The 11,964-nt window shown below is 68.0% G+C and carries 12 protein-coding genes; 11 read left to right on the plus strand and 1 reads right to left on the minus strand.

Translation table 11 applies throughout. The annotated features are described in order from the left end of the window. Positions 1 to 56 precede the first annotated feature (56 nt). The 5 genes from IH45_RS0105290 to IH45_RS0105310 all read left to right on the plus strand — a co-directional run bounded on the left by IH45_RS0105290 (position 57) and on the right by IH45_RS0105310 (position 5,693). Entirely contained in the window at positions 57 to 1,685 is a 1,629-nt protein-coding gene (locus IH45_RS0105290) for a peptide ABC transporter substrate-binding protein (RefSeq protein ID WP_030662103.1), read from the plus strand. Between the two features lie 122 nt (positions 1,686 to 1,807). Then, entirely contained in the window at positions 1,808 to 2,731 is a 924-nt protein-coding gene (locus tag IH45_RS0105295) for an ABC transporter permease (protein ID WP_030662106.1), read from the plus strand. Further along, positions 2,724 to 3,650: an ABC transporter permease gene (locus IH45_RS0105300; RefSeq protein ID WP_030662109.1), complete on the plus strand. Its 927-nt coding sequence runs from the start codon at positions 2,724 to 2,726 to the stop codon at positions 3,648 to 3,650. Before IH45_RS0105295 ends, IH45_RS0105300 begins: the two co-directional genes overlap by 8 nt. Positions 3,651 to 3,661: 11 nt before the next feature. Continuing rightward, entirely contained in the window at positions 3,662 to 4,699 is a 1,038-nt protein-coding gene (locus tag IH45_RS0105305) for an ABC transporter ATP-binding protein (protein WP_030662112.1), read from the plus strand. Then, positions 4,692 to 5,693, plus strand: a complete 1,002-nt coding sequence (locus tag IH45_RS0105310) for an ABC transporter ATP-binding protein (RefSeq protein ID WP_030662116.1) — start codon at positions 4,692 to 4,694, stop codon at positions 5,691 to 5,693. The genes IH45_RS0105305 and IH45_RS0105310 overlap by 8 nt, the downstream gene beginning before the upstream one ends. A 119-nt stretch (positions 5,694 to 5,812) precedes the next feature. Here the strand turns inward: IH45_RS0105310 and IH45_RS0105315 are convergent, their stop codons facing one another. Next, on the minus strand, positions 5,813 to 6,232 hold the full coding sequence (locus IH45_RS0105315; protein WP_030662119.1) for an ATP-binding protein: 420 nt from the start codon (positions 6,230 to 6,232) through the stop codon (positions 5,813 to 5,815). Positions 6,233 to 6,366: 134 nt separating this feature from the next. Here IH45_RS0105315 and IH45_RS0105320 point away from each other — a divergent pair, with 134 nt between their 5' ends. From IH45_RS0105320 to IH45_RS0105345, 6 genes are all read left to right on the plus strand, one after another. Beyond that, positions 6,367 to 7,230 (plus strand): helix-turn-helix domain-containing protein, encoded by an 864-nt coding sequence (locus tag IH45_RS0105320; RefSeq protein ID WP_030662122.1) that lies wholly within the window; start codon positions 6,367 to 6,369, stop codon positions 7,228 to 7,230. Between the two features lie 10 nt (positions 7,231 to 7,240). Continuing rightward, positions 7,241 to 7,441, plus strand: a complete 201-nt coding sequence (locus IH45_RS0105325; RefSeq protein WP_030662124.1) for a DUF397 domain-containing protein — start codon at positions 7,241 to 7,243, stop codon at positions 7,439 to 7,441. A 117-nt stretch (positions 7,442 to 7,558) separates the two neighbouring features. Next, positions 7,559 to 8,173 carry a hypothetical protein gene (locus tag IH45_RS0105330; protein WP_234440427.1) on the plus strand — a complete coding sequence of 205 codons (615 nt, stop codon included), beginning with the start codon at positions 7,559 to 7,561 and terminating at the stop codon, positions 8,171 to 8,173. Between the two features lie 220 nt (positions 8,174 to 8,393). Then, a complete protein-coding gene (locus tag IH45_RS0105335) occupies positions 8,394 to 10,016 on the plus strand; it encodes a peptide ABC transporter substrate-binding protein (protein WP_050514558.1) in 1,623 nt (540 codons plus the stop codon). A gap of 16 nt (positions 10,017 to 10,032) precedes the next feature. Continuing rightward, a complete protein-coding gene (locus IH45_RS0105340; protein WP_030662130.1) occupies positions 10,033 to 10,956 on the plus strand; it encodes an ABC transporter permease in 924 nt (307 codons plus the stop codon). Continuing rightward, on the plus strand, positions 10,949 to 11,953 hold the full coding sequence (locus IH45_RS0105345; RefSeq protein ID WP_030662132.1) for an ABC transporter permease: 1,005 nt from the start codon (positions 10,949 to 10,951) through the stop codon (positions 11,951 to 11,953). Before IH45_RS0105340 ends, IH45_RS0105345 begins: the two co-directional genes overlap by 8 nt. Positions 11,954 to 11,964: the final 11 nt, after the last annotated feature.

The raw sequence follows: 11,964 nt of genomic DNA on the forward strand, positions 1-11,964 counted from the left end.
TCAGCTGCGGGCAGCTCCTTTCCATGAAGTGAATGGACTCATGAGGAGGCAGTCCCATGCGCGGTGCCAAGAGCGCCACCTGGATCGCAGGGGCGATAGCCATCGCCCTGTCGGCGACGGCGTGCGGTGGAAGCAGCGGTGGTTCGGGTGCTCAGGCCGGTTTCGTCCGGGCCAACTGGGGTGACCCGCAGAACCCGCTGGAGCCCGCGAACACCAATGAGGTGCTCGGCGGCAAGGTGCTGGACCAGATCTTCATGAATCTGAAGGAGTACGACCCCAAGACCGGCGAGGCGAAGAACGCCGCCGCCGAGTCCATCGAGACCACGGACGCCCAGAACTTCACCATCAAGATCAAGAAGGGTCTGAAGTTCTCCAACGGCGAGGCGCTCACCGCCAAGTCGTTCGTGGACGCCTGGAACTACGCGGCGCTGGCCACCAACAAGCAGAAGAACTCCTACTTCTTCTCCGACATCGAGGGCTACGACAAGACCTCGCCGGAGGACGGCAAGCCGACCGCCCAGACGCTGTCGGGCCTGAAGGTCGTGGACGACACCACCTTCACCGTCAAGCTCAGCAAGAAGTTCGGCACCTGGCCGGTCCGCCTGGGCTACAAGGCGTTCGCGCCGCTGCCCAAGCTGTTCTTCGACAAGCACGAGGAATACCTCAAGAAGCCGGTCGGCAACGGCCCGTACGCCGTCGAGTCGTACGAGCGGGGCAAGCTGATGAAGCTGGTTCCGAACGAGCACTACGCCGGTCAGCACAAGCCGAAGAACAAGGGCGTCCTGCTCCAGGTCTTCACCGACTCCAACGCCGCGTACGCCGCCCTCCAGGCCGGCAACCTCGATGTCGACGATGACATCCCGGCGGAGCAGATCAAGAACGCCAAGAACGACCTCAAGGGCAACTACTTCACCCAGCCCGCGGGTATCTACCAGGCCGTCACCTTCCCGTTCTACAAGCCCGAGTGGAACAAGCCGGGGATGGAGAAGGTCCGCAAGGGCATCTCCATGGCGATCGACCGCAAGAGCATCACGGAGAAGATCTACAACGGCACCCGTACGCCGATGGTCGACCTCACCGCCCCGGTGCTCGGCGAGGCCAACGGCTACGACAAGAACATGTGCGGCGATGTCTGCACCTACAACCCGACCGAGGCCAAGAAGCTCATCCAAGAGGGCGGCGGCATCCCGGGCGGCAAGCTGACCATCAGCTACAACGCCGACAAGGACTCCCACAAGCAGTGGGCGGACGCGGCCTGCAACAGCATCAACCAGGTCCTCGGCGACGACAAGGCGTGCGTGGGCAACCCGGTCGGTACCTTCGGTGACTTCCGCAACCAGATCACCAAGGGCGAGATGAACGGGCCGTTCCGCGCCGGCTGGCAGATGGACTACCCGCACATCGAGAACTTCCTCACCCCGCTGTACGCCACCGGGGCCAGCTCCAACGACGGCAAGTGGAGCAACAAGGAATTCGACAAGCTGATGGACGATGCCGCCGCCGAGACGGACATCAAGAAGGCCACCGAGATCTACAAGCAGGCCGAGAAGCTCGTCATCCAGGACGCGGTGAACATTCCGCTCTTCTACCAGAACGGCACCGTCGGCTGGTCGGAGAAGGTCTCCGACGTCGCGCTCAACCCCTTCAGCGTCCCTGTCTTCAGCGACATTCAGGTCAAGAGCTGATCCGACGCAGCCGCCCCTGAGCGGGGCGCGAAGAACATAACCGCTTACGGCGGCAGGGGGCAGTCGGTATCCGTCCACAACGGGTCCGGCTGCTCCCGCGTCGGCGCTTTCCTGGAGGACACATGGGGCGCTACGTCATACGACGACTGCTCCAGATGGTGCCCGTCTTCATCGGCACCACTTTCCTGATCTTCGTCATGGTCTACGCGATCGGTGACCCCATCGCCGCCATGTTCGGAGACCGGACACCGGACCCGGCCACCGCCGCGGCGATCCGGGAGTCCCTGCACCTCAACGACCCGTTGTGGAGCCAGTACCTGCAATACATGGCCGGCATTTTCCAGGGCGACTTCGGTACGTCCTTCAACGGCACCCCGGTCGTGGAACTGATGGGCAATGCCTTCCCGAACACCATCCAGCTGACGCTGGTGGCATTCGCCATCGAGCTGGTGGTCGGCCTGACGCTCGGCGTCATCGCGGGCCTGCGCCGCGGCCGGCTCGTGGACACCGGCGTGCTGATCTTCACGCTGCTGGTGATCTCGATCCCGACGTTCGTCACCGGCTACGTGCTGCAGTACTTCATCGGCGTGAAGCTCGGCTGGGCCGCCCCGGCGGTCTCCATCGACGTCACCCTCGACCAGCTGCTGCTGCCCGGCATCGTGCTGGCGGGTGTCTCGCTGGCCTATGTCTCCCGGCTCACCCGTACCTCGATCGCGGAGAACCTGCGCTCGGACTACATCCGCACCGCGACGGCCAAGGGCCTGCCGCGCCGCCGGGTGGTCACCGTCCACCTGATGCGCAACTCCCTGATCCCCGTCGTCACCTTCCTCGGCACCGACATCGGCGGCCTGATGGCCGGCGCCGTCGTCACCGAGCGGATCTTCAACATCCAGGGCGTCGGCTACCAGCTCTACCAGGGCATCCTGCGGCAGAACTCGCCGACCGTGGTGGGCTTCGTGACCATCCTCGTGGTCGTCTTCCTCGCCGCCAACCTGCTCGTCGACCTGCTTTACGCGGTCCTGGACCCGAGGATCCGTTATGCCTGACACCGAGACCTCCGTGCACACCCAGGCCCCCGTGGACGCGGCCGACGTCGTCAGCGTGGAGCTGAAGACGGACAAGCCCCGCAGCCTGTGGGGCGACGCCTGGCGCGACCTGCGGCGCAACCCGATCTTCTACATCTCCGCGGTGCTGATCCTCTTCCTGGTCGTCATCTCGCTCTGGCCGAGCCTGCTGACCAGCACCAGCCCGTACGCCTGCGACATCACCAAGTCCAAGCAGGGCCCGGCCGCCGGCCACCCCTTCGGGTTCAACACCCAGGGCTGCGACGTCTACGCCCGCACCGTCTACGGCGCCCGGGCCTCGGTCGTCGTCGGTGTGTGCACCACCCTCCTCGCCGCCGTGTTCGGCTGCCTGATGGGTGGTCTGGCCGGCTTCTTCGGCGGCTGGTGGGACTCGATCCTCTCCCGGGTCGGCGACATCTTCTTCGGCATCCCGATCCTGCTCGGCGGCATCGTCTTCCTGTCCGTCATCAAGGGCGGCTCGATCTTCACCGTCGTGCTGCTGATGGCGATCCTGGGCTGGCCGCAGATCGCCCGTATCGCCCGCGGTTCGGTGATCACCGCCAAGCAGCAGGACTACGTGCAGGCGGCGCGCGCCCTGGGCGCGAGCACCTCGCGGATGCTGCTGCGGCACATCACGCCGAACGCCCTGGCGCCCGTCATCGTCGTGGCGACCATCGCGCTCGGTACGTACGTCTCCCTGGAGGCGACGCTGTCGTTCCTGGGCGTCGGCCTGAAGCCGCCGACGGTCTCCTGGGGCATCGACATCTCCACTGCCGCCACGGACGTGCGCAACGCGCCGCACATGCTGCTCTACCCGGCGGGCGCCCTGAGCATCACCGTTCTGGCGTTCATCATGCTCGGCGACGCGGTGCGCGACGCCCTCGACCCCAAGCTGCGCTGAGGGAGGCGTACGTGACCACCATCTCCAAGCCCGCGGACGTTCCCGCGCAGCGGGACCAGGGCAAAAGCTCGGGCACGCTGCTCGAAGTCCGCGACCTGCACGTGGAATTCCACACCCGGGACGGCGTCGTCAAGGCCGTCAACGGCGTCAACTACAGCGTCAGCGCAGGTGAGACGCTGGCCGTGCTCGGCGAGTCCGGGTCCGGCAAGTCCGTCACCGCGCAGGCCATCATGGGCATCCTCGACATGCCGCCGGCCAAGATCCCGCAGGGGGAGATCCTCTTCCGCGGGCAGGACATGCTGAAGATGTCCGGCGAGCAGCGCCGCAAGATCCGTGGCGCGAAGATCGCCATGATCTTCCAGGACGCGCTGTCCTCCCTGAACCCGGTGCTCAGCGTGGGCTACCAGCTCGGCGAGATGTTCCGGGTCCACCAGGGTTTGAGCAAGAAGGCGGCCAAGGCCAAGTCCGTCGAACTGATGGACCGGGTGAAGATCCCGGCCGCCTCGAAGCGGGTGGACGACTACCCGCACCAGTTCTCCGGCGGGATGCGCCAGCGCATCATGATCGCGATGGCGCTGGCCCTGGAACCGGACCTGATCATCGCGGACGAGCCCACCACGGCCCTCGACGTGACCGTCCAGGCGCAGGTCATGGACCTGCTCGCGGACCTCCAGCGCGAGTTCAACATGGGCCTGATCCTGATCACCCACGACCTGGGCGTGGTCGCGGACGTGGCCGACAAGATCGCGGTGATGTACGCGGGCCGGATCGTCGAGCACGCTCCCGTGCACGAGCTGTACAAGAACCCGGCACACCCGTACACCCGCGGCCTGCTCGACTCCATCCCGCGCCTGGACCAGAAGGGCCAGGAGCTGTACGCGATCAAGGGCCTGCCGCCCAACCTGCTCAACACCCCGCCGGGGTGCGCGTTCAACCCGCGCTGCCCGAAGGCGCAGGACGTCTGCCGTACGGAGGTGCCGCCGCTGCACACCGTCGCCGACGGCCGCGGCAGCGCGTGCCACTTCTGGGAGGAAACGATCAATGGCTGAGCCGAAGAAGGACGCGCGGCGCGAGCCCATCCTCGAAGTCCGCAACCTGGTCAAGCACTTCCCGCTCACCCAGGGCATCCTGTTCAAGAAGCAGGTCGGCGCGGTCAAGGCCGTGGACGGCATCTCCTTCGAGCTGTACCAGGGCGAGACGCTCGGCATCGTCGGCGAGTCCGGCTGTGGCAAGTCCACGGTCGCCAAGCTGCTGATGAATCTGGAGCGGGCGACCTCCGGCGAGGTCTTCTACAAGGGCCAGGACATCACCAAGCTGTCCGGGCGCGCGCTGAAGGCCGTACGGCGCAACATCCAGATGGTGTTCCAGGACCCGTACACCTCGCTCAACCCGCGGATGACGGTCGGCGACATCATCGGCAAGGTGCAGGAGCTGCTGGACGTCGTCGGCCTCAACCCCGAGTACGTCAACCGCTACCCGCACCAGTTCTCCGGCGGCCAGCGCCAGCGCATCGGCATCGCCCGCGGCCTCGCGCTCAACCCGGAGATCATCATCTGCGACGAGCCGGTCTCGGCGCTGGACGTGTCGGTCCAGGCGCAGGTCATCAACCTGATGGAGAAGCTCCAGGACGAGTTCAACCTCTCCTACCTCTTCATCGCGCACGACCTGTCCATCGTCCGGCACATCTCCGACCGGGTCGGGGTCATGTACCTCGGCAAGATGGCGGAGATCGGCACGGACGAGCAGATCTACGACCACCCGACGCACCCCTACACCCAGGCGCTGCTGTCGGCCGTCCCGGTCCCGGACCCCGACGCGCGCGAGGGCCGCGAGCGCATCATCCTGACCGGCGACGTCCCGTCCCCGGCCAACCCGCCGTCCGGCTGCCGCTTCCGCACCCGCTGCTGGAAGGCCCAGGACAAGTGCGCCGAGGAGCTCCCGCTCCTGGCGATTCCGGAACGCTTCGCCGGCTCGGACTCGCTGGCCGCCCACGAGTCCGCCTGCCACTTCGCGGAGGAGAAGGACGTGGTGGGGGCGGCGTAGGGCCGTCTTCCTCCTGCATACACGGGCGCCCGGACCGGATCGGTCCGGGCGCCCGCGTACGTTTTCCCGACTACCGCTCCGGGCCTTGTACCCCGCCCCTCGGGGCACCCCGGCCTACCTCAACCCCATTCCTCGAACGCCGTTCCGGACTTCCGCTGCTCCAGCGTGAACCACACCGCTTTCCCGTTCGGATAGTCCCGGACCCCCCAGCTGTCGGCGCAGGCGTCCACGATCCCCAGCCCCCGCCCGTACTCCGCGTCCACCGCCGCCTTCTGCTGCTCCGGCACGCCCGGGCCGGTGTCCCACACGGCGATCGTCAGATCGAACGGCGAACGGTCCACGCTCACGTACGCGTCGGTCCTGCCGTACTGGTACGAGTTGGTCACCAGCTCCGACACCATCAGCTCCGCCGTCTCGACCAGGCAGTTCAGCCCGGCCCCGGCCAGGATCTGCCGCAGCGCGGCTCTGACGACACCGACCGCCCGGGGGTCGTGCGGAATGAACAAGCCGTAGGACCAGGTCTCGCTGGGCGTGCTCATGAGGCAGCCTCCAGGTGAGTGCAGTCTGTGACTGGCGCCATACGTAAGGTAAGGGCGTGTGGCGTATACGTGCAACCGACTCACAAGAATGCCGAGTTGAGCCATACTGCCGATGGGAGAACTGGGAGGGACGCATGGGCCTGAGGGCGAATCCCACGTACCGGCAACGGCGTTTCGGGGCCGAGGTCCGCAGGCTGCGAGAACGGGCCGGACTGACGGTCAGCGAGGCCGCGGGCGTCATGGGGATGCGGCAATCGCACGTCAGCAACGTCGAAGCCGGGCGTACGTCGTTGGCTCCGGCGAGGCTGCGCGAATTGGCCCAGACCGCGAGTGGTACACGTTCTACCTACCTTGAAGCCTTGATCGACCTCGGACGGCAGTCCGGAAAAGGGTGGTGGAGCCTGTACCGGAACAGCGTCCGGGCACCACTGCTCGACTTCGCCGAGCTGGAGGCGGGGGCCGAGTCCATCACCTGCTACGAGCCGATGTTCGTACCCGGTCTCTTGCAGACGCGGGCATACGCCACGGCTGTACACCGCAGCGGGTACGTGGAAGTGCCGCGCAGTGCGGAGGCATCCGCGGTGGAGTTCCGGGTGGAGAGGCAGCGGGTGCTGTCGGGGGAGGGGGCGCCGGGGCTGCACGCGGTCGTCCACGAGGCCGCGCTGCGTGTCACCTTCGGGGGCCGCGAGCTGATGCGGGACCAGTTGCTTCACTTGCTCGACGTGTGTCACCTGCCGAACGTGACGCTCCAAGTGCTGCCGTTCGACGGCCCGGTGCCTTTCGGGGCACCCTTCACCGTGATGATGCCGCCCGTGCGGGAATTGTCGACGGTGGTCGTCCCACACGTCGAGAACTCCCTGTACCTGGGCGAAGTTGAGGCTGTCCAGCGATATTCGCACACGTTCGCTAAGCTGGCGGAGGCGGCGCTTCCACCTGAGGCGCAGCGTTCGAAGGACACGGTCAGGCTCATCGAGCGACTCTTGTACCCCCTGCTCTAGGAAGGTGTACATGTCCCGGTTCGAGTGGCAGAAATCCAGCTTCAGCGAAGGGCACACCGAGGCGTGTGTCGAGGTCGCGGCGGGGCCCGACGGTGCTCGGCGGCTGCGGGAGAGTGCGGAGCCGTTGGCGGTGATGACGGTGGCTGTTGAGGCGGTGGGCGGGCTCCTGCGGGTGGTGAAGGCGGGGAGGTTCGACCCGGCCTCGGGGTGATCCACGGGCGGAGCCCGGGCGGGTGGCGCAGACTGGGGGCGTAGGGACGATTCGCCTGGTGGGGTGAGGTCAATGCGCCGTCGCTGCGTTGTGCTGAGTGCCGCGTTGGTCGGGGCCGTGCTGGCTGGGTGTGGTTCCTCCGGTGGAGGCGGGGCGGGTGGTTCGGGGACGACGGTCACGAGCACCCGTACGGTCACCGAGGCGCCGACGCCCTCCGGTACGGAAACGGGCGCGGCCGGCACCGCGCCGGATGGGGCGGCCACGGCCCGGGACGCCGCCTCCGTCGTCGCGGATTACTACGCGGCCGTCAATGCCCGCGACTTCCGCCGCGCCTGGGAGCTCGGCGGCAAGCACCTCGGGGGTTCCTACGACGCCTTCGTGGCGGGCTTCGCGGACACCGCGCACGACACGGTCCGCGTCACCGGCGTGCGGGGCGACATCGTCTCGGTCACGCTGGACGCCGAGCAGCGGGACGGGTCCGTGCGGTCCTTCGCCGGTACGTACACCGTCCGGGACGGGGTGATCGTCGGCGCGGACATCCGGGTGGTGGCGGGGCCGACGCCGAGTGGCGGGGGCGGCGGCTCGCCGTCGCCGGGGCCGTCGTCCGGGCCGTCGTCGGGCGGGGACATCGACTGCTCCGATCTCCACGGGCCGACCCTCGTCGGGCCCTCCGACCCGCACCACCTCGACCGCGATGGCGACGGACTCGGCTGCGAGCCCCACGGCGGATGACGCCCGGTGACGCGTGGTGCCCGGCCGCGCGGGGTGGCCGGGCATGAAGCGAGCCCGGTGACGCGTGCCCCCTCCGCGGAGGTACGAAGATCGCTCGTACGGGGGGTTCTCGACCGCGCCGGGCCCGGCTGACGGGGCGTGATGGGTCCGGGATGCCAGGTTGGGGCCGGTAGGCCGGGCGATGCGGGCGTCCGGGCCGCAGCTCTGAGGAGGCAGCTCGTTGCGCGGAGCCTTGCGCGTCGGTTCGGCGTTCTTCGCGGCCACCGCGGTTGCCCTGGCGGCCGCCGGGTGCGGCGGGGGCGGGCAGGACCCCAGCGTCGTACGGGCGTCCTGGGGCGACCCGCAGAATCCGGTGGAGCCGGCCAACACCACCGACGTACAGGGTGGCAAGGTGCTCGACCTGGCCTTCCGGGGGCTGAAGCGGTACAACCCGCGGACCGCTGTCGCCGAGAACATGGTGGCCGAGTCGGTCGAATCGCCGGACGCGCGGAATTTCACGGTGAAGATCAAGCCGGGGTGGTCCTTCAGCAACGGCGAGAAGGTGACGGCCCGGTCTTTCGTCGATGCCTGGAATTACGGTGCGCTGGTCAGTAACCGGCAGCTCGGGGCGCCCTTCTTCAGTTATGTGGAGGGGTATGAGGATGTGCATCCGGAAGGGGCGGGGGCGAAGCCGGCCGCGCGGACGATGCGCGGACTGAAGGTCGAGGACGAGCTGACGTTCACGGTGCGGTTGAACCAGAAATTCGGGCTGTGGCCGGAGATGCTCGGCTACAACGCTTTTCTGCCGCTGCCCCGGCAGTTCTTCACCGATCACGACGCCTGGCTGGCTAAGCCGGTCGGCAACGGGCCGTACGCCGTCCAGTCGTATGCCAAGGGCGGGATCATGCGGTTGCGGAGGTGGAAGGGCTACCCCGGGCCGGACAAGGCGGAGAATGGTGGGGTCGATCTCCAGGTCTACACGGACAACGACACCGCCTATACCGATCTGATGGCGGGGAATCTCGACCTCGTCGACGATGTGCCGGCTTCGCAGCTCAAGCACGTACAAAAAGATTTGCGCGGTCGGTACATCAACCAGCCCGCCGGGATTATTCAGACGCTGTCGTTCCCGATGTATGACAAGGACTGGGCGAAGCCGGGGGTGGAGAAGGTCCGGCGCGGCATCTCCATGGCCATCAACCGGCCGGCGATCACCCGGCAGATCTTCCGGGGCACCCGTACGCCGGCCACCGACTGGACCGCCATGGCCCTCGGCGAGCACGGCGGCTACCAGGCGGGACTGTGCGGTACGGCGTGTACGTACGACCCCGCGGCGGCCCGGAAGCTGGTCGAGGAGGGGGGCGGGATTCCCGGCGGGTCGATGAAGGTGACGTACAACGCGGACACCGGCTCGCACAAACTGTGGGTCGACGCCCTGTGCAACAGCGTCAACAGGGCGCTGGGGCGGCATGTGTGCGACGGGAGCCCGATGGGCACCTTCGCCGATTACCGGTCCAAGGTCAGTGCGAAGAAGATGAGCGGCCCGTTCCGCGCCGGCTGGCAGATGGACTATCCGCTGATCCAGACCTTCCTGCAGAGCCAGTATTTCACCGGCGCCTCGTCCAACGACTCCGGCTGGAGCAACAAGGAATTCGACGGGCTGGTGAGCCGCGCCAACGCGGAGAGCGACGTGCGCCGGGTCAACGACACCTATCACCGGGCCGAGCGGATCCTGGCGCGGGAAATGCCCGCGATTCCGCTGTGGTACCAGAACGGCAGCGGCGGCTACGCGGACCGGGTCGAGCACGTTGCCCTGAACCCCTTCAGCGTTCCGGTGTACGACCAGATCACGATCAAGGACTGAGGGCGGGCGGACGGCCATGGGGCGTTATGTGATCCGGCGGCTGCTGCAGATGGTGCCGGTCTTCATCGGTGCCACCTTCCTGATTTTCGTGATGGTGTACGCGCTCGGCGACCCGGTCGCCGCGCTCTCCGGCGACCGCGCCCCCGACCCCGCGACCGCCGCGCAGATCCGCCGCGAACTCCATTTGGACGAGCCGCTGTGGCAGCAGTACCTGCAATACATGGGACAGATCTTCACCGGCAATTTCGGCACGACGTTCGACGGCTTGCAGGTACTGGACAAGATGGGCACCGCTTTTCCCGTCACCCTGCGGCTGACCGCCGTCGCCATCGTCGCCGAGATCGTCGTCGGGGTGACGCTGGGCGTGCTCAGCGGGCTGCGGCGCGGGCGGCTGCTGGACACCGGGGTGCTGGTGCTCACCCTGGTCGTGGTGTCCGTGCCGACGTTCGTCAGCGGATATGTCCTCCAGTACCTGCTGGGCGTGAAGTGGGGGTGGGTCACCCCGGCCGTCCCGATCGGCGCGCCCCTGGACGCGCTGCTGCTGCCCGGCTGCGTACTCGCGCTGGTGTCGCTGGCGTACGTCACCCGGCTCACCCGTACGTCGATCGCGGAGAACGCCCGCGCCGACTACGTCCGCACGGCCGTCGCCAAGGGCCTGCCCCGGCGGCGGATCGTCGTACGGCACCTGCTGCGCAACTCGCTCATCCCGGTGGTCACCTTCATCGGCGCCGACATCGGCAGCCTGATGGGCGGCGCGGTGGTCACCGAGCGGATCTTCAATGTGCACGGCGTCGGCTACGAGCTGTACCAGGGCATCGTCCGCCAGAACTCCCCGACCGTCGTCGGCTTCGTGACCGTCCTGGTCATCGTCTTCCTGCTGGCGAACCTGATCGTCGACCTCCTGTACGCCGTGCTCGACCCGAGGATCCGCTATGCCTGAACACGAGCGCCCCGAGCCGTTCCGGACGGCGGGCAGCGGGACGCCGCTGCCCGCCGTCGAGGCGGAGACCATGGGCGGGCTCGCCGGACCGCCCGAAGTGCCCGGCGCGCCGGGAGCGCCGCAGGGTAGCGGTGTGCAGCCCGCGGCCGGCCGGGCCCGCAGCCTGTGGTCGGACGCCTGGCACGACCTGCGCCGCAACCCGGTCTTCCTGGTCTCCGGACTGCTGATCGTCTTCTTCGTGCTGATCGCCGTCTGGCCGTCCCTGCTGACCAGCACCGACCCGCTCGACTGCGACATCACCCTGTCCCAGGAGGGCTCGCGCGCCGGGCACCCCTTCGGCTTCGACACCCAGGGCTGCGACGTCTTCGCGCGGACGGTGTACGGGGCCCGCGCCTCGGTGGCGGTCGGCGTCTGCGCGACGGCCGGGGCCGCGCTGCTCGGCGGGGTGCTGGGCGGCCTCGCGGGATTCTTCGGCGGCTGGTGGGACGCGCTGCTCTCCCGGATCGCCGACATGTTCTTCGCCATTCCGATGCTGCTGGGCGGTCTGGTGTTCCTGTCCGTGGTGCCGTCCGGCTCCGTGTGGCCGGTCGTCGGGTTCATCGTGCTGCTGGGCTGGCCGCAGCTCGCGCGGATCGCGCGCGGTTCCGTACTGACCGTCAAACAGGCCGACTTCGTGCAGGCCGCGCGGGCGCTGGGGGCCGGGAACACCCGGCTGCTGCTGCGGCACCTGGCACCCAACGCGGTCGCCCCGGTGATCGTCGTTGCGACCATCGCGCTCGGTACGTACATCGCGCTGGAGGCGACCCTGTCCTACCTGGGCGTCGGCCTGAAGCCGCCGACCGTCTCCTGGGGCATCGACATCTCCGAGGCGTCCAAACAGATCCGCAACGCGCCGCACATGCTGCTGTGGCCCGCGGGCGCGCTCAGCCTGACCGTGCTGGCGTTCATCATGCTCGGCGACGCGGTGCGCGACGCCCTCGACCCCAAGCTGCGCTGAGGAGACGGTGG

It is taken from the genome of Streptomyces rimosus subsp. rimosus, assembly GCF_000720725.1.
GTDB classification, from domain to species: Bacteria; Actinomycetota; Actinomycetes; order Streptomycetales; family Streptomycetaceae; genus Streptomyces; species Streptomyces rimosus_A.

Coding starts and splice junctions, on each gene's coding strand:
- IH45_RS0105300 (WP_030662109.1), top strand. CDS start 2,724: ATGCCTGACACCGAGACCTCCGTGCACACCCAGGCCCCCGTGGACGCG.
- IH45_RS0105315 (WP_030662119.1), bottom strand. CDS start 6,232: ATGAGCACGCCCAGCGAGACCTGGTCCTACGGCTTGTTCATTCCGCAC.
- IH45_RS0105340 (WP_030662130.1), top strand. CDS start 10,033: ATGGGGCGTTATGTGATCCGGCGGCTGCTGCAGATGGTGCCGGTCTTC.
- IH45_RS0105310 (WP_030662116.1), top strand. CDS start 4,692: ATGGCTGAGCCGAAGAAGGACGCGCGGCGCGAGCCCATCCTCGAAGTC.
- IH45_RS0105345 (WP_030662132.1), top strand. CDS start 10,949: ATGCCTGAACACGAGCGCCCCGAGCCGTTCCGGACGGCGGGCAGCGGG.
- IH45_RS0105295 (WP_030662106.1), top strand. CDS start 1,808: ATGGGGCGCTACGTCATACGACGACTGCTCCAGATGGTGCCCGTCTTC.
- IH45_RS0105325 (WP_030662124.1), top strand. CDS start 7,241: ATGTCCCGGTTCGAGTGGCAGAAATCCAGCTTCAGCGAAGGGCACACC.
- IH45_RS0105320 (WP_030662122.1), top strand. CDS start 6,367: ATGGGCCTGAGGGCGAATCCCACGTACCGGCAACGGCGTTTCGGGGCC.
- IH45_RS0105290 (WP_030662103.1), top strand. CDS start 57: ATGCGCGGTGCCAAGAGCGCCACCTGGATCGCAGGGGCGATAGCCATC.